This window comes from Leclercia sp. M-A074-M, from assembly GCF_965195605.1.
GTDB lineage: Bacteria > Pseudomonadota > Gammaproteobacteria > Enterobacterales > Enterobacteriaceae > Enterobacter.
Map to the genome: position 1 here is coordinate 149,385 of NZ_CBDAHM010000009.1, position 16,064 is coordinate 165,448.

16 protein-coding genes are annotated in these 16,064 nt (G+C 58.0%); 8 read left to right on the forward strand and 8 right to left on the reverse strand.

Annotated elements, in window-relative coordinates:
* Positions 1-69: 69 nt before the first annotated feature.
* A complete protein-coding gene (locus ACOKCT_RS18525; RefSeq protein WP_103177725.1) occupies positions 70-1,173 on the forward strand; it encodes a glycosyltransferase family 4 protein in 1,104 nt (367 codons plus the stop codon).
* Here ACOKCT_RS18525 and ACOKCT_RS18530 read toward each other — a convergent pair.
* Genes ACOKCT_RS18530 through rfaD form a run of 5 tightly spaced genes read right to left on the reverse strand, consistent with a single transcriptional unit; the run spans position 1,152 to position 6,322 of the window.
* Positions 1,152-2,261, reverse strand: coding sequence for a glycosyltransferase family 4 protein (locus ACOKCT_RS18530; RefSeq protein WP_103177726.1), 1,110 nt, complete (start codon positions 2,259-2,261; stop codon positions 1,152-1,154). The two genes, ACOKCT_RS18525 and ACOKCT_RS18530, sit on opposite strands and share 22 nt — an antisense overlap.
* The gene (gene rfaQ / locus ACOKCT_RS18535; RefSeq protein ID WP_420193761.1) at positions 2,258-3,361 is read right to left on the reverse strand and encodes a putative lipopolysaccharide heptosyltransferase III; all 1,104 of its coding nucleotides are present in this window, start codon (positions 3,359-3,361) and stop codon (positions 2,258-2,260) included. The genes ACOKCT_RS18530 and rfaQ overlap by 4 nt, the downstream gene beginning before the upstream one ends.
* Positions 3,354-4,337, reverse strand: coding sequence for a lipopolysaccharide heptosyltransferase RfaC (rfaC, locus tag ACOKCT_RS18540; RefSeq protein WP_103177728.1), 984 nt, complete (start codon positions 4,335-4,337; stop codon positions 3,354-3,356). Before rfaC ends, rfaQ begins: the two co-directional genes overlap by 8 nt.
* 3 nt (positions 4,338-4,340) lie before the next feature.
* Complete coding sequence (gene rfaF / locus ACOKCT_RS18545) at positions 4,341-5,387, reverse strand: ADP-heptose--LPS heptosyltransferase RfaF (RefSeq protein ID WP_103177729.1); 1,047 nt, start codon at positions 5,385-5,387, stop codon at positions 4,341-4,343.
* A gap of 2 nt (positions 5,388-5,389) precedes the next feature.
* Positions 5,390-6,322, reverse strand: a complete 933-nt coding sequence (gene rfaD / locus ACOKCT_RS18550) for an ADP-glyceromanno-heptose 6-epimerase (protein WP_103177730.1) — start codon at positions 6,320-6,322, stop codon at positions 5,390-5,392.
* 215 nt (positions 6,323-6,537) lie between these two features.
* Here rfaD and kbl point away from each other — a divergent pair, with 215 nt between their 5' ends.
* The 3 genes from kbl to ACOKCT_RS18565 all read left to right on the forward strand — a co-directional run bounded on the left by kbl (position 6,538) and on the right by ACOKCT_RS18565 (position 9,712).
* Positions 6,538-7,734, forward strand: coding sequence for a glycine C-acetyltransferase (gene kbl, locus ACOKCT_RS18555; protein WP_103824320.1), 1,197 nt, complete (start codon positions 6,538-6,540; stop codon positions 7,732-7,734).
* 9 nt (positions 7,735-7,743) lie between these two features.
* Entirely contained in the window at positions 7,744-8,769 is a 1,026-nt protein-coding gene (gene tdh, locus ACOKCT_RS18560) for an L-threonine 3-dehydrogenase (RefSeq protein WP_103177732.1), read from the forward strand.
* A gap of 139 nt (positions 8,770-8,908) precedes the next feature.
* On the forward strand, positions 8,909-9,712 hold the full coding sequence (locus tag ACOKCT_RS18565) for a glycosyltransferase family 2 protein (protein WP_103177733.1): 804 nt from the start codon (positions 8,909-8,911) through the stop codon (positions 9,710-9,712).
* A gap of 21 nt (positions 9,713-9,733) precedes the next feature.
* Here the strand turns inward: ACOKCT_RS18565 and ACOKCT_RS18570 are convergent, their stop codons facing one another.
* From ACOKCT_RS18570 to gpmM, 3 genes are read right to left on the reverse strand one after another with little or no spacing between them, the layout of a single operon-like run.
* Complete coding sequence (locus ACOKCT_RS18570; RefSeq protein ID WP_103177734.1) at positions 9,734-10,678, reverse strand: divergent polysaccharide deacetylase family protein; 945 nt, start codon at positions 10,676-10,678, stop codon at positions 9,734-9,736.
* A gap of 3 nt (positions 10,679-10,681) precedes the next feature.
* Positions 10,682-11,965, reverse strand: a complete 1,284-nt coding sequence (envC, locus tag ACOKCT_RS18575; RefSeq protein WP_103177735.1) for a murein hydrolase activator EnvC — start codon at positions 11,963-11,965, stop codon at positions 10,682-10,684.
* A gap of 9 nt (positions 11,966-11,974) precedes the next feature.
* Positions 11,975-13,522, reverse strand: a complete 1,548-nt coding sequence (gene gpmM / locus ACOKCT_RS18580; protein WP_156653693.1) for a 2,3-bisphosphoglycerate-independent phosphoglycerate mutase — start codon at positions 13,520-13,522, stop codon at positions 11,975-11,977.
* Between the two features lie 248 nt (positions 13,523-13,770).
* Here gpmM and ACOKCT_RS18585 point away from each other — a divergent pair, with 248 nt between their 5' ends.
* From ACOKCT_RS18585 to gpsA, 4 genes are read left to right on the forward strand one after another with little or no spacing between them, the layout of a single operon-like run.
* Positions 13,771-14,202, forward strand: a complete 432-nt coding sequence (locus ACOKCT_RS18585) for a rhodanese-like domain-containing protein (protein ID WP_103177737.1) — start codon at positions 13,771-13,773, stop codon at positions 14,200-14,202.
* A gap of 14 nt (positions 14,203-14,216) precedes the next feature.
* Positions 14,217-14,468, forward strand: coding sequence for a glutaredoxin 3 (gene grxC / locus ACOKCT_RS18590; RefSeq protein ID WP_103177738.1), 252 nt, complete (start codon positions 14,217-14,219; stop codon positions 14,466-14,468).
* Positions 14,469-14,500: 32 nt separating this feature from the next.
* Entirely contained in the window at positions 14,501-14,968 is a 468-nt protein-coding gene (gene secB, locus ACOKCT_RS18595; protein WP_032615746.1) for a protein-export chaperone SecB, read from the forward strand.
* Positions 14,968-15,987: an NAD(P)H-dependent glycerol-3-phosphate dehydrogenase gene (gpsA, locus tag ACOKCT_RS18600; RefSeq protein WP_420193762.1), complete on the forward strand. Its 1,020-nt coding sequence runs from the start codon at positions 14,968-14,970 to the stop codon at positions 15,985-15,987. The genes secB and gpsA overlap by 1 nt, the downstream gene beginning before the upstream one ends.
* The last annotated feature ends 77 nt before the right edge of the window (positions 15,988-16,064 follow it).

Sequence of the window (16,064 nt, forward strand, 5' to 3'; positions counted from 1 at the left end):
TGTATTACCGGGGCTGTAACGTATATAATTTGTTGTTATGCCAGCTAATGCACAATAACCAGGAAAAGTATGCATATTGTTCACACTGAAGCCGACGGGGGTAAGGGCGGCCAGCCGTTACGCATTATTAATGAGTCCCTTGGGATGATTCAGCGTGGCCATCAGGTGACCATACTTTGCCCGGAGAGTGCGCCGCTGCATGGCCTGGCGCGCGATGCCGGGTTAACGGTGGTCACCATGCCGCTTCGGCGCAAGAACCTTCAGAACCTGCAGCAGCTGCGCGGCTGGCTGAAAGAGAACCGTTCATCCATTGATGTCATAAATAGTCATAATTCCGCCGATACCTGGCTGGTGGCGCTGGCCAATCTTACCCTCTCAAACCCGGTGCCGCTGGTGCGTACCCGCCATGCTTCCGGCGTGCCGCGCAACAACTGGACTACCCGCTGGCTGTTTCGTAAAGCCTGTTCGCATATCGTCACTACCGGGGAGGCGCTACGCCAGCAGATGGCCGATATCGGCGTGCCGATGAACCAAAGTACATCTGTACCGAGTGGCGTGGATACGCAGCGTTTTCATCCGGCGGATAAGCAACAGGCCCGCGCATACTGCGGCCTGTCGCAGGGGGATTTCTGGCTGGGGGTGGTGTCACATCTGCGGCCTAATAAAGGCCATAGCGTACTGCTACGCGCCCTGGCCGCCATTGATCATCCGCAGATCAAACTGGCGATAGTGGGAGAGGGGCCGCATAAAGCGACGCTGGAGCAGGAGATTATCGACCTGGGATTACAGGCGCGCGTAGTGATGGCGGGGCACCGGAGCGATCCTGAGCGCTGGTTCCCGGCGTTTGATGTTGCGCTTAGCCCGTCGCACGATATGGAAGGCGTCCCGCAGGGGGTGCTGCAGTCGCTGGCCTCGCGGATCGCCACCATCGCCACCGATGCGGGCGGCACGGCAGATGCCGTGATCGACGGCAAAACCGGTATTTTGATCGCCCAGCGCGATGAAACGGCGCTGCGCGAGGCGATTGTGAAACTGTATGAGGATGCTTTGCTGCGCCAAACGCTGGCGCAGCAGGGCTATGATTACCTGTGCCGCCATTTCACTCGTGAATGTATGCTTGCCTCAATGGAAAAGGTCTTTTCCAACGCGGCTCAACGCAGCAGTTCGCGATAGAGCGCCTGCAGCGCTTTCGCCATCCGCTCCAGGGTATAAGGCTCAGCAGTAGCGCGTGCTGCTGCTGAATAATCCACACCCTGGTCACGGCCCTGAAGCCAGAGGCTTATCGCCTGCTGATATCCGTCACTGTCGAGCGCGTCGCGCACCCAGCCGTTCACCCCTTCTTCAATCCACTCTGCCGCGCCGCAGCCATGGCTGGTGAGCAGCGGCAGGCCGCAGGCCAGCGCTTCGACACAGACATTCGGGAAGGGATCGTAGAGCGTCGGCAGGATCAGCGCGTCGGCGGTGCCGTAGACCTGGCGCACATCGGCGACCGGCCCCAGAAAACGCACCCGGGAAGCGACGCCGAGCGTCTGCGCCAGCTTTTCGAATTTGTGGGCGTGCTTGTCCCGCCCGGCAACCAGCAGCCAGACCTCAGGGTGAGGCACAATGGCGCGCAGCGCCGTCGCCACCCCTTTACGGCTGAAGCCGGAGCCGACATAGGCCAGAACCGGCGCATGCTGCGGAATACCCAGGACGTCCCGCTGGGAGAGCGTGCGCACATCCGGGCTGAAGTGGGTCGTATCCACACCGTTGTAGATCACCGTCAGCTTGTCATCGGCCAGGCCAAAACGGCGGGCGATATCGTCCCGCACCATTTTCGAGTTGCAGATCACTTTGCGCAGCGCAGGATGGGTAAACATCTGCGCTTCCGCCCGCAAAATATAGCGATGGTAGCGGCTCAGGGACTGCGCCCAGCGCGCCAGCGGCGACTGGATGCGGTTGTACTGCTCAAGCCAGGTTGCGTGTACGCCATCCCCGGCGCGGAAGATGGTCGCCCCGGGAATACGTTCGTGGCTCTGCACGATATCGAACTGCGTAAACTGCGCCGCCGCGGCGTCGGCAAAACCCGACTCGCGATCGAGACGGTTACGGAATGATGGATTAACCGTCAGCGTTTTCCAGCCGGCGGCATCCTCCCACTGGCGGGCGATCAGCGTGACGTCGAGAGCCGTATCCTGCGCCAGCACGTTCAGCGCGCGGGAGACGAAGCGCTCCGCGCCGCCGTTGGGGTTATAGGTCTGTCGGACGATAGCGAGCTTCATGCCGGGTTTTCCAGCAGCAGCGTATCGATGGCGCTCAGCACCATTTGCGGGGTGATCGCCGTAATGCAGTCGGAGACGCCGCTGTCGCCGCAGCCCGCTTTACCGCACGGCTGGCAGGTAAACCCAGCCACAATCACGCGGTAGTTCACTCCCCACGGCGCCCACTTAATCGCTCCGGTCGGGCCGAAGATGGCGACGGTCGGTGTGCCCACCGCGCTGGCGAGGTGCATCGGCATGGAGTCAACGCCGAAGTAGATCCGCGCGTGCTTCATCAGCGCGCCCAGCTCTTTCAGGTTTAGCTGACCGCTTAAATCAAACACCGGCTGGGTGAGCGCAGCCCGCAGCGCATCCATATAGTCGGTCTCTTCTTTTGACGGCGCGGCGGAGAGGATAACCGGCAGGCCGCGGGCCGCCAGGTTATCAATGGTCGCCGCCAGCTTTTGGATATCCCAGGCCTTAAACATCCAGCGCGACGTGGGGTGCACCAGAATGTAAGAGCCGCTGCTCAGCCCAAAGCCGGCCAGTTTTTCGGCAATCGACGCTTCCGCCGCATCGCCCGGTACAAACAGGGTGTGCTTGTCTGCATCGGTCTGGGGATGGATGCCGATCCGCCGCAGCGCATCGAGATTCACCTCCACCATATGGCGGCTGTTATCCTGGATCGCCGGGTAGAGGGTGGTGAAGGATTTCACCCAGCGGCGACGCGCCAGTCCGCCGCGTTTATTGGGCTTAAAGCCGACGGAGACGCGCGGCTTCAGACGGCGCGCCAGACGCGCGCCGTGCCAGTGTTCGGTGAGGTTGATCAGCACGTCATACTGACGCGCTTTCAGGGTCTTCAGCAGCGCACGATACAGACGGAACTGCGCGAACCAGCCCTTTTTACGCCAGTTACGCCCGATGGTATGCACCTGGTCGATAAACGGATGGCTGGTGAGCATCGCCTGGGTGTCGTCATACACCAGGGCATCCACTTCCACATCGGGATAGTTCGTTTTCAGTACCGTAAAGACCGGCGAGGTCAGCAGGACGTCACCGTGGTGACGCAGCTTTACGATCAGCACGCGCTTCGGTGGGCGCTCCGCTGAGAAAAAATCAGACATAGGCTCTCTCTGCTGCCAGCAACGGCTCTAATTGCGCAAAAACCGCAGCGGCGGAAAGGTCGCTCAGCTGCGATGAATGTTCCGGGCGGCAGATATATTGATTTTTGCCATAGCCGCCAATCAGACCCGGGTCCGTCGGGCCGTAAAGCGTAATATTAGGACGATCCAGCGCCGCCGTCAGGTGGCTGAGACCGGTATCCACCGACACCACCGCCGTCGCGCCCGCCAGCTGCTGCGCTACGCCATCCAGCCTCATCCGGGGCAGCACGTCCACGTAATCAAAGCCTTCCGCCAGACGCTTCGCCCGCGCCTCTTCGTGCGGGGCGCCCCACGGCAGCCTGATGCGCAGGCCCGCACTGCTCAGCAGGCCGATAAGATCGCGCCAGTGGGCTTCCGGCCAGTGTTTGTCATCCCGGGTGGTGGCGTGCAGGAAGATAAGATAAGGCGCGTGTGGCTTTGCATCGTGCAGGAAATGCTGCGAAATGGCGTAATCCCCCTGCAGTTGCGGTTTTGCATAGCCAAGGCTCTTTGCGAACAGCTCCCGGGTGCGCTCCACGGCATGCTGCTGCTTCGCGATCGCGTGGCGACGATTGTAGAACAGGCTCGCCAGCGGTTCACGGGCGCTCTGCCAGTCCATACCGTGCTTTATGCCGTGGGCCAACCGGGTGACCAGCGCCGCGCTTTTTACCAGCCCCTGGGCGTCGATGATCGCATCGTAATGGTGGGCCTGCAGCGCGTCGCGAAAGGCCTTACGCTCGGCCTTAATCGGTGCGGAAAACCACGCTTTGCGCCAGCGGCGGATCGCCACCGGTATAACCCGATCTACGGCAGCATGCCAGGTGGGGATCTGGGCGAAACCCTCTTCCACCACCCAGTCGAAACGGATACCCGGAATAGCCTGCATGGCGTCAGTGAGCGAGGGCAGGGTATGCAGCACATCGCCCATTGAGGAGGTTTTAACGATCAATACCCGCATCCGTTATCCTTCTTCGCTCAACAGCAGTTCGTTAAGCTCGTCGAGGACACGCTGCGGAGTGATGTCGATCAGGCTCTGGTGGTAGCCTTCAGCGGCGTCACCTTTACGGACTTTGTGGTAGCCGGTGATCAGGCGGATCACGCGCGCTTTATGCGACAGCGGCGGCGTGAAGTCCGGGCTGCTCGGGCCGTACAGCGCCACCAGCGGGCGGTTCAGCGCTGCGGCAACGTGCATCAGGCCGGAGTCGTTCGTGACCACTGCCTTACAGGCTGCCAGCAGGATCACCGCCTGCTCCAGCTGGGTCTCCCCGGCCAGATTGCGGCACCAGGCCTGCTGCTCGATGCTCAGCGCGGCGAGGATTTCATTGCCCACCTCGTGATCTTTCGCCGAGCCGAACAGCACAATCTGATAGCCTTCGTCGATCAGCTGCTTCGCCAGCTCAGCGTAGTGATAGTGCGGCCAGCGCTTCGCCGGGCCGAACTCCGCGCCCGGGCAGAAGCCGATGATCGGGCGATCGGCCTGCAGGCCAAAAGTATTGCAGATCTGGGATTTCTCACCCTCGTTAACCTGAAGCTGCGGCCACAGCAGCGGCTGCGGCAGGTCTTTCGCGCTGCGCATCACCCCTTTGTCGTAGGCCAGCGCCACGTAGCGCTCTACCATCAGCGGCCAGGCCTCTTTATCCAGTACCCGCGCGTCATTCAGCAGGCCGTAGCGCATCTCGCCGCGCCAGCCGGTGCGGTGCGGAACGCCCGCAAAGAAGGGAACCAGGGCAGATTTAAAGGAATTCGGCAGTACATAAGCGCGATCGTAGCGCTTGTCGCGAAGGCTATGGCCGAGCTTGCGGCGTTCGCCAATTTCCAGCGCCCCGTGGCCGAGCGGCATCGGGATCGCTTCGTTCACTTCCGGCATCCGCGATAACAGCGGACGACACCACGCGGGTGCCATCACGTCAATTATCGCCTGGGGATAGCGCGCCTTGAGCGTGCGATAGAGACTTTGCGACATCATCATGTCGCCCACCCATGACGGGCCTACCACCAAAATTTTCATACTTACGCGTCGCGGTTCAGCCAGGCCATATATTCCGTTACGCCTTCGGCAACGGTCTTGAACGGCTTGTCATAGCCAGCGGCACGCAGGTTGGTCAGATCCGCCTGGGTGAATGCCTGATAGCGGCCTTTCAGCTTGTCCGGGAACGGGATGTACTCAATGGTGCCTTTCTGGTGATACGCCAGCGCGGCGTCAGCCACCGCCTGGAAGGATTCTGCGCGGCCAGTGCCCAGGTTGAAGATCCCGGAGACGCCGTTTTCCCAGAACCACAGGTTCACTGCCGCCACATCGCCCACATAGACGAAGTCACGCTTGAAGCCATCGCTGCCTTCGAACAGTTTCGGACTTTCGCCATTATTCAGCTGGGTGTTGAGGTGGAATGCCACGCTCGCCATGCTGCCTTTGTGACCTTCGCGCGGTCCGTAAACGTTGAAGTAGCGGAAACCGACGATCTGGGAGTTCGCTTCTGGCAGCACCTGGCGCACGTATTCGTCGAACAGGAACTTGGAGTAGCCGTAGACGTTCAGCGGCTGCTCATATTCGCGGGACTCGATAAAGTCTGAGGTGCGCCCGCCGTAGGTCGCCGCGGAAGAGGCGTACAGGAACGGAATTTCGCGCTCCAGGCAGTAGTGCAGGATCTCTTTGGAGTACTGATAGTTGTTGTCCATCATGTACTTGCCATCCCACTCGGTGGTGGAGGAGCAAGCACCTTCATGGAAGATTGCGTCGATATCGCCGAACTCTTCGCCCGCCATAATCTGGATCAGAAAATCTTCTTTATCCATGTAGTCGGCAATGTTCAGATCCACCAGGTTAACGAACTTGGTGCCGTCTTTCAGGTTATCCACCACCAGGATGTCGGTGATGCCTTTGTCATTGAGAGCCTTAACAATATTGCTGCCGATAAAGCCCGCGCCGCCGGTAACGATAATCATAACTGTAACCTTTGAAGTGTGGAGCCCGGGGACAATCCCGGGCACTGATATTCATATCATATCATTAGTATGACCACCCTTCAGCCATTCACCGACTTAGCGCAGGGGTACACGTGATTTATGCTGCAAAAACGATAACTGTTAAAGCGTCATCTCGTATCGGGGTATAGCTTTGGGTAATATGTGCCGAAATTTGCCGAGTCTGGAGAATTGCAATGCGTGGTGATTTTTATAAACAGTTAAACAGTGACCTGGAAACCGCGCGGGCGGAAGGGTTGTTCAAAGAAGAGCGAATCATTACCTCCGCTCAGCAGGCAGATATCACCGTTGCCGACGGCAGCCAGGTGATCAACTTCTGCGCCAACAACTACCTGGGTCTTGCGAATCACCCTGAGCTGATTGCCGCGGCGAAAGCGGGCATGGACACCCACGGTTTTGGCATGGCCTCCGTGCGTTTCATCTGCGGTACCCAGGACAGCCATAAGGCGCTGGAGAGCAAGCTGGCCGCCTTCCTCGGAATGGAAGATGCGATTCTGTACTCCTCCTGCTTCGACGCCAACGGCGGTCTGTTTGAGACCCTGCTCGGCGCGGAAGATGCCATTATCTCCGACGCCCTGAACCACGCTTCCATCATCGACGGCGTGCGTCTGTGTAAAGCGAAGCGTTTCCGCTACGCCAACAACGATATGGTTGAGCTGGAAGCCCGTCTGAAAGAGGCCCGCGAGGCTGGCGCGCGTCATGTGCTGATCGCCACCGACGGCGTCTTCTCGATGGACGGCGTGATCGCTAACCTGAAAGGCGTCTGCGACCTGGCGGACAAATACGATGCGCTGGTGATGGTCGATGACTCCCACGCCGTCGGCTTTGTCGGCGAAAACGGTCGCGGCTCCCACGAATACTGCGACGTCATGGGCCGCGTGGATATCATCACCGGTACGCTGGGTAAAGCGCTGGGTGGTGCCTCCGGCGGCTACACCGCCGCGCGTAAAGAGGTGGTGGAGTGGCTGCGTCAGCGTTCCCGTCCGTACCTGTTCTCCAACTCCCTGGCGCCAGCCATCGTTTCCGCCTCCATTAAAGTGCTGGAGATGGTGGAGTCCGGCGCCGATCTGCGCGACAAACTGTGGGCTAACGCCCGTCTGTTCCGCGAAAAAATGACCGCCGCTGGCTTTACCCTGGCCGGTGCCGATCACGCCATTATCCCGGTGATGTTGGGCGATGCCGTCGTGGCGCAGAACTTTGCCCGTGAGCTGCAGAAAGAGGGGATTTACGTCACCGGTTTCTTCTTCCCGGTGGTGCCAAAAGGTCAGGCGCGTATCCGCACCCAGATGTCTGCGGCGCATTCTCCTGAACAAATTGAGCGTGCGGTGGAAGCCTTTACCCGCATCGGCAAACAACTGGGCGTGATTGCCTGAGGACGCATAATGAAAGCACTATCCAAACTGAAAGCGGAAGAAGGCATCTGGATGACCGACGTTCCAGAGCCGGAAGTCGGTCATAACGATCTGCTGATTAAAATCCGTAAAACCGCCATCTGCGGCACTGACGTGCATATCTACAACTGGGACCAGTGGTCGCAGAAAACTATCCCCGTGCCGATGGTAGTGGGCCACGAATATGTTGGCGAAGTGGTAGGCATTGGCCAGGAAGTAAAAGGCTTCAAAATTGGCGATCGCGTCTCTGGCGAAGGCCATATCACCTGCGGCCACTGCCGTAACTGCCGCGGTGGCCGTACCCACCTGTGCCGCAACACCGTAGGTGTGGGCGTCAACCGTCCGGGCTGCTTCGCAGAATACCTGGTGATCCCGGCGTTCAACGCCTTCAAAATCCCGGACAATATCTCTGACGATCTCGCCTCCATCTTCGACCCGTTCGGTAATGCGGTACACACCGCGCTCTCCTTCGACCTGGTGGGCGAAGATGTGCTGGTGTCTGGTGCAGGCCCAATCGGCATCATGGCAGCAGCCGTGGCGAAGCACGTCGGTGCGCGTAACGTGGTGATCACCGACGTGAACGAATACCGTCTGTCGCTGGCGCGTAAAATGGGCGTTACCCGTGCGGTGGATGTCTCTAAAGAGAGCCTGAACGACGTGATGGAAGAGCTGGGCATGACCGAAGGCTTTGACGTCGGTCTGGAGATGTCCGGTGCGCCACCGGCGTTCCGCACTATGCTCGACACCATGAACCACGGTGGCCGTATCGCGATGCTGGGTATTCCGCCGTCGGATATGTCCATCGACTGGAATAAAGTGATCTTCAAGGGGCTGTTCATCAAAGGTATTTACGGCCGTGAGATGTTCGAAACCTGGTACAAGATGGCAGCGCTGATCCAGTCGGGTCTGGATCTCTCTCCGATTATCACCCATCGTTTCTCCATCGATGAGTTCCAGCAGGGCTTTGACGCGATGCGTTCCGGCCAGTCAGGAAAAGTTATTCTGAGCTGGGATTAAGTTAGAAAGCGCCTGCGGGCGCTTTTTTTCGCTGGTCTCACGTTTTTACGTCCACAAACGGATTGATACTAACTTTTCTTCGCTTTTTTCGCCCTGCGCTTATAGAGTTGGCTAAGGTTTACTTAACTTTACAGCGCATATGTTCAAGCTCACCGTTTGTTTGTTGACCTGTAATTCCGCCCGGCTGCTCCGTGAAGTGCTGCCTCCGTTGATCGTCGTCGCCGATGAAATCATTGTTCTCGACTCAGGCAGTCACGACGGCACATTAGCGATTTGCCAGGAGTATGGCATCACCCCTCATCACCACCCCTATGCCATGCATGGCGTACAGATGAATCACGCCATCGATCTGGCGAGCAATGACTGGGTGTTATGCATGGATAGCGATGAAATTCTGGATGCGGAGACCGTGGATTTTATCCTGCGTCTGAAAGCAGGTGATGAACCCCACCCACAGCTGGCATGGCGTATCGCCCGCTACTGGCATGTGCTGGGGGAAGAGGTGCGCACCATTTATCCCATCTCCTCACCTGATTTCCCGGTGCGGCTGTTTAACCGGACTCAGGCGCGTTTTAATCAGCGTCCGGTGGATGACAAAGTGGAAGGGGTGATCCAGTCGGCGAAAATACCGGGCCGCGTTCGGCACGACACCTTCTATTCCCTGCATGAGGTGTTCAACAAGCTCAACAGCTACACCAGCCGTCTGGTGAAGTACCAGACCATAAGGCCATCGATTGCCCGTGGCGTCATCAGCGCCATCGGCGCGTTCTTTAAGTGGTATCTGTTTAGCGGCGCGTGGCGTCAGGGAAGAGTGGGGGTGGTGACCGGTCTCTACGCTACCTTTTACAGCTTCCTGAAATATTTCAAAGCCTGGTATCAACACCAGGAGCAAAAAGCGTCCGCGGACAAAAAAAAGCCCGCGGACTCTCGTGTCATTGAGTAGGCCATCCCGCCTGAGGCGGGATTAGCTTTTCTTACCCCAGCCCTGCCACTGCAACTGAACATATTTCACCAGCGTGCTCTGGCTGATGCTTTCGCTAATCACCGAGAAGTAGCGGGTGACGTAAACCGGCTCTGGCGGCTGTTTAGGCGCACAGAGCGTCACGCCACGGAAAGGGTTACGCGGTTTTGTGCCAGGCGCAGCGCCAGCGGGCGGCGTGCTGACCGGTCGGGAGGTATCCACCTGCGGCTCATTGAGCAGGCTGCTCGCCGGTACCAGGGTAATATCCGCAGGCAGGTTGGGCAGCATCTGCTGCAACACGCGAACGGTGGACGGGTGAGGATGTCCGATGGCGATCGCCGAACCCGATCGGCGGGCCACCTGTACGGCACGGTTAAACTGGAAGCGGATATCGGCTTCGTTTTGCGTGTCATCGAGGAACACTTTGCGCTTAATCACCTTCACGCCGGTGCCCTGCGCGGCGCGCATCGCCTGGCTGTTGCCAATGGTCATGCTGTCCAGGAAATAGAGGTTATAGCGCGCCAGCGACTGCATCACTTTCTGCATGCCAAACAGGCTGGAAGTCATGGCGCTGCCCATATGGTTATTCAGCCCCACGGCATAAGGGACTTTGCCATAGGCTTCGCGGATAATGCGTTCGATCTCGTCGCTGGTCATCTCCGGGCGCAGCGTATCTTTTTCCAGCGGCTGTTTACTGAGCGGCGCCATCGGCAGGTGGATCAGCACTTCATGCCCGCTGTTATGGGCTTTGGTGGCCATTTCATGCGCATGAGGCGCGTTCGGCAGGACGGCGACAGAGATGGCGGAGGGCATCGCCAGGACCTGATTTTCTGTGTGTGGACGATAACCGAAGTCATCGATAACGATAGCGAGTTTACCTGCGTAAACCGGCATCGCCAGCGCCAGTGCGCTGACGAGGGGAAAAACCATACGACGAAATTGAAGCAAAACTTATCTTCCCAACCACGGCTGTGGATTGACCGCCTGACCCTGGCGACGAATCTCGAAATAGAGTGACGGGCGGCCCTGACCGCCACTGCTGCCCACAAGGGCGATAGCCTGACCGGCCCGCACCTGGGTACCAACGCTGACCAGCGCGCTCTGGTTGTAGCCGTAAAGACTCATGTCGCCTTTACCGTGCTCTACCACCACCACCAGGCCGTAGCCCTGTAGCCAGTCGGCGAGGATCACCCGGCCATCGGCGATAGCTTTGACTTCGCTGCCTTCCGATGCACCGATCACAATCCCCTTCCAACGTAGCTCACCCTGCAGCTGTTCGCCATAGCGATGCAGAATAGAACCGCGTACCGGCCAGTAGGCCTGGCCGCGCGGTGAGCCTAAGCCGCCGGTGCGGGACATCAGCGAACGTTCGTTTTCGGTCGGTTTATAGGTGGTACCTTTGCGGGAGGCTTCCTGCTGCTTGTCACGCACGGCCTGCGCTTCGCGGGCCTCTCTTTCGGCGCGCGCTTTCGCTGCCGCCTCTGCACGGGCGATGCTGTTGCGCAATTTCGATTCGTTAGCGCGCATTTCGCTCAGCTGGCTCTGACCTTCCTGAATGGAGGATTCGAGACCGGCAAGGGTTTTCTTACGTTCGTTGCGCGCCTGCTCCAGCTTGGCTTGCTGCGCCTGCTGATCGTAGAGCAGGGTCTGCTGCTGGCTCTGTTTCTCTTCCAGCTCCGCTTTCTGCGTGGTGACCTCTTCGCGCGTCTGCTTCAACTGGGCGATGGTCTCCTGGCGGGACTGGTTGAGGTAACCGAAATAGGCCTGCAGGCGCTGGCCGCGCTGGCTCTCTTCGCCGCTGAGGATCAGCTGAACGCCGGTGTGTTCGCCCTGGCGAAAGGCTGCGTCTAACTGCGCCGCAAGGTTGCGCTCCTGAGCCGCGCGCTGGCGCTCAAGTTTGGCGATAGACGCATTCATCTCGTCTATTTGTTTATTGAGCTGGGCGAGGGTGTTCTGGGTTTCACGTAGCTGACGTGCGGCCGCGGAGATGGCCTCTTCCTGCTTTTTGAGTTGCGCAAGCAGCGACGAGCGTTGCTGCTGCTGTTGGCGTACCGCCCGCTCTTTAGCGGCGATATCCGCCTGAATGCTTTTGAGCTGATCGCGCTCGTCCGCCTGGGCGGATGCCGCGCACAACAATACGCCAGCGCTGAGTGCGCTGGCGTACAGTAAAGGCCTGACTGATAACCGTAACGGCTTCACGACCCATGTGAATGAAACAATCGCCTTTCCCCTCATGGGGAGGGATTATTCCACGATGAACAGCGGCTTGCCAGTCATCTCTTGCGGGATTTCCATGCCCATCAGGGTCAGCATGGTCGGGGCGATGTCCGAAAGCTTACCGCCATCAACGGATTTCACGGATTTATCACCGACATAAATCAGTGGTACCGGCAGGTTAGTATGCGCGGTATGCGCCTGGCCGGTGGCCGGATCGCGCATCTGCTCGGCGTTACCGTGGTCAGCGGTGATCAGCATCTGGCCGCCTGCGGCTTCCACCGCTTTGGTAACCTGTTCAATGCACAGATCCAGCGCTTCAATGGCTTTGATTGCCGCTTCCATTACGCCGGTATGGCCCACCATGTCGCCGTTCGGGTAGTTACAGATGATGGCGTCGTATTTGCCGCTTTCGATAGCAGCAACCAGCTTCTCGGTCAGCTCGGCGGAGCTCATCTCTGGCTGCAGATCGTAGGTTGCCACTTTCGGGGAGTTGATCAGGATGCGATCTTCGCCTTTGAAGGACTCTTCTACGCCGCCGTTAAAGAAGAAGGTAACGTGGGCATATTTCTCGGTCTCGGAGATGCGCAGCTGGGTCTTGTCGTGCTTCGCCATCCACTCGCCGAAGGTGTTCGCCAGGGAAGAGGGCGGATAAGCGCATGGCGCTTTAATGTCGGCGGCATATTCGGTCAGCATCACGAAATCGCCGAGCTTAACCTCTTTTTTACGGGCGAAGCCGTCGAAATCGGCATTCACGAAGGCGCGAGTGATTTCGCGGGCGCGGTCAGCACGGAAGTTCATGAAAATCAGCGCATCGCCATCTTCCATCGCGGCATCAGCCTGGCCTTCAGCACGGATCACGGTCGCTTTCACGAATTCGTCGTTTTCATCGCGGGCATATGCGGCTGCCAGCGCGGCAACGGCGGTATCTGCCTGGAACTCGCCTTTGGCTTCTACCAGCAGATTGTAGGCCTGCTCTACGCGATCCCAACGGTTGTCGCGGTCCATGGCGTAGTAGCGGCCAATGATAGAGGCTACGCGGCCTTTGCCCAGTGCGGCAAACTTCTCTTCAAAGGCTTTCAGGGAGGATTCAGCGCTGCGTGGTGGGGTATCGCGGCCATCCAGGAAGGCGTGCAGATAGATTTTGTCTGCTCCTTTCTCTGCTGCCAGCTCCACCATCGCCATGATGTGATCTTCATGGCTGTGAACGCCGCCCGCGGAGAGCAGACCCATAATATGCACCGCTTTGCCCGCGGCCGCCGCTTTCTCAACCGCGCCAGTCAGCACCGGGTTAGCAAAGAAGGTGCGTTCTTTAATTTCAACATCCAGACGGGTCAGGTCCTGATAAACAATGCGGCCTGCGCCCAGGTTGACGTGTCCAACTTCGGAGTTGCCCATCTGGCGATCGGGCAGACCCACTTCCAGGCCGGAAGCATCAATCAGGGTGTGCGGACGTTTTGCCCACAGCGCATCCATGACCGGGGTTTTAGCGTTGAAAATGGCGTTATCCTGCTGATCTTCGCGATAGCCATAGCCGTCAAGAATCACCAGTACCATAGGTTTTTTAGAAACCGACATTGCGACAACCTCTTTGCTCAAAAGACAAAAAATTTGCGTAATTTTACTACAGCTGAATCGATCAAATAGCCGCAGAAGATCAAAGAAACCGCGGGGGCAGGGCTAAGGTTAGGCCATTTTTGCTCTTTTTTTTCGTGGCAGTACGCAGAAAATGGATTAGCTTATTGTCGCTGGCTGTATTTGCCACAACGCACAGGTATACTCCTGTCCTGGTTTTTTATTCACTCAGTCGGGAGTCGTTACCCCCCATGCAAGAAATTATGCAATTTGTCAGCCGCCACCCCATACTTTGTATCGCGTGGATTGGTCTACTGGCGGCAGTACTTTTCACCACGTTCAAAGGCCTCACCTCGAAAGTGAAGGTGATCAACCGCGGCGAAGCAACGCGTCTTATCAACAAAGAAGATGCAGTGGTTGTCGATCTGCGTCAGCGCGATGATTTCCGCAAAGGCCATATTGCAGGGGCGATTAACCTGCTGCCGACCGACATCAAAGCTAATAACCTTGGCGAACTGGAAAAGCATAAAGATAAACCGATTATTGTCGTTGACGGCACCGGTATGCAGGCTCAGGAGCCCGCAAACACGCTCGTCAAAGCTGGCTTTGAGAAAGTCACTGTCCTGAAGGACGGTATCTCTGGCTGGAGCGGCGAAAATCTGCCTCTGGTTCGCGGTAAGTAAACAGGAGTCTGAACATGGCCAATATCGAGATCTACACCAAAGCGACCTGTCCGTTCTGCCATCGTGCAAAAGCGCTGCTGGACAGCAAAGGCGTTACCTTCCAGGAACTGCCGATTGATGGCGACGCTGCAAAGCGTGAAGAGATGATTAAACGTAGTGGCCGTACGACGGTTCCGCAGATTTTTATCGATGCGCAGCACATTGGTGGCTGTGATGACTTGTATGCGCTTGACGCGCGTGGTGGACTCGATCCGCTGCTGCGCTAAGGCGTTTTAGGACAATTAAAAAGGGCTTTTCCATGTCAGAACAAAATAATACCGAGATGACTTTCCAGATCCAGCGCATCTACACCAAAGATGTCTCCTACGAAGCACCTAATGCGCCGCACGTTTTCCAGAAAGACTGGCAGCCAGAGGTTAAACTTGATCTGGATACCGCTTCCACCCAGCTGGCGGAAGATGTGTATGAAGTCGTGCTGCGTGTTACCGTAACCGCCTCTCTGGGCGAAGAGACTGCATTCCTGTGTGAAGTACAGCAGGGCGGCATCTTCTCTATCGGCGGCATCGAAGGTAATCAGATGGCGCATTGCCTGGGCGCATACTGCCCGAACATTCTGTTCCCGTATGCCCGCGAATGCATCACCAGCCTGGTTTCCCGTGGTACGTTCCCGCAACTGAACCTTGCGCCAGTGAACTTCGATGCGCTGTTCATGAACTATCTGCAGCAGCAAGCTGGCGAAGGTACTGAACAACATCAGGATGCCTGATGAGTACTGTCAATGCGTCAATGACTGTGATCGGTGCCGGCTCTTACGGCACCGCTCTTGCCATCACCCTGGCAAGAAATGGACACGAAGTGGTTCTCTGGGGCCACGATCCCAAACATATCGCGACGTTACAAGCCGATCGCTGCAACGTCGCGTTCCTCCCCGATGTGCCTTTCCCTGACTCACTGCATCTTGAAAGCGATCTTGCGACGGCGCTTGCCGCCAGCCGCAATATTCTGATCGTGGTGCCAAGCCACGTGTTTGGCCTGGTGCTGCGACAGATTAAACCGCTGATGCGTGACGATGCGCGTGTGGTATGGGCGACTAAAGGGCTGGAAGCCGAAACCGGACGCCTGTTACAGGATGTCGCCCGCGAAGCGCTGGGCGATGCCATTCCGCTGGCGGTGATCTCCGGCCCGACCTTTGCGAAAGAGCTGGCGGCAGGGCTGCCGACGGCCATTTCACTTGCCTCGACCGATGAGACCTTCGCTGACGATCTGCAGCAGCTGCTGCACTGCGGTAAGAGCTTTCGCGTTTACAGCAACCCCGATTTTATCGGCGTACAGCTGGGCGGCGCGGTGAAGAACGTTATCGCTATCGGCGCGGGCATGTCCGACGGCATCGGCTTTGGCGCCAACGCACGTACCGCTCTGATCACCCGTGGTTTAACTGAAATGTCCCGTCTTGGCGCGGCGCTCGGTGCCGATCCGGCCACCTTTATGGGGATGGCAGGGTTAGGCGATCTGGTGCTGACCTGTACCGACAACCAGTCCCGTAACCGTCGTTTTGGCATGATGCTCGGCCAGGGCATGGATGTGATCGGCGCGCAGGAGAAGATCGGCCAGGTGGTGGAAGGCTACCGCAATACCAAAGAAGTCCGCGAGCTGGCACACCGCTTTGGTGTCGAAATGCCAATAACCGAGGAAATTTATCAGGTATTGTATTGCGGAAAAAATGCGCGCGAGGCAGCATTGACCTTATTAGGTCGTGCACGCAAGGACGAGCGTAGCAGCCGTTAACCGCAGGAAAGCGTTGTCCCCTGAATGACCCGGCCGGCAAAGAACTGGCCGGTCATTATTATTACGTCTGGAGTAAG

Bases quoted from the DNA above. Each gene is read 5' to 3' on its own strand.
- ACOKCT_RS18525 (WP_103177725.1), top strand. From the start codon at position 70: ATGCATATTGTTCACACTGAAGCCGACGGGGGTAAGGGCGGCCAGCCG.
- ACOKCT_RS18530 (WP_103177726.1), bottom strand. From the start codon at position 2,261: ATGAAGCTCGCTATCGTCCGACAGACCTATAACCCCAACGGCGGCGCG.
- rfaQ (WP_420193761.1), bottom strand. From the start codon at position 3,361: ATGTCTGATTTTTTCTCAGCGGAGCGCCCACCGAAGCGCGTGCTGATC.
- rfaC (WP_103177728.1), bottom strand. From the start codon at position 4,337: ATGCGGGTATTGATCGTTAAAACCTCCTCAATGGGCGATGTGCTGCAT.
- rfaF (WP_103177729.1), bottom strand. From the start codon at position 5,387: ATGAAAATTTTGGTGGTAGGCCCGTCATGGGTGGGCGACATGATGATG.
- rfaD (WP_103177730.1), bottom strand. From the start codon at position 6,322: ATGATTATCGTTACCGGCGGCGCGGGCTTTATCGGCAGCAATATTGTT.
- kbl (WP_103824320.1), top strand. From the start codon at position 6,538: ATGCGTGGTGATTTTTATAAACAGTTAAACAGTGACCTGGAAACCGCG.
- tdh (WP_103177732.1), top strand. From the start codon at position 7,744: ATGAAAGCACTATCCAAACTGAAAGCGGAAGAAGGCATCTGGATGACC.
- ACOKCT_RS18565 (WP_103177733.1), top strand. From the start codon at position 8,909: ATGTTCAAGCTCACCGTTTGTTTGTTGACCTGTAATTCCGCCCGGCTG.
- envC (WP_103177735.1), bottom strand. From the start codon at position 11,965: ATGAGGGGAAAGGCGATTGTTTCATTCACATGGGTCGTGAAGCCGTTA.
- gpmM (WP_156653693.1), bottom strand. From the start codon at position 13,522: ATGTCGGTTTCTAAAAAACCTATGGTACTGGTGATTCTTGACGGCTAT.
- ACOKCT_RS18585 (WP_103177737.1), top strand. From the start codon at position 13,771: ATGCAAGAAATTATGCAATTTGTCAGCCGCCACCCCATACTTTGTATC.
- grxC (WP_103177738.1), top strand. From the start codon at position 14,217: ATGGCCAATATCGAGATCTACACCAAAGCGACCTGTCCGTTCTGCCAT.
- secB (WP_032615746.1), top strand. From the start codon at position 14,501: ATGTCAGAACAAAATAATACCGAGATGACTTTCCAGATCCAGCGCATC.
- gpsA (WP_420193762.1), top strand. From the start codon at position 14,968: ATGAGTACTGTCAATGCGTCAATGACTGTGATCGGTGCCGGCTCTTAC.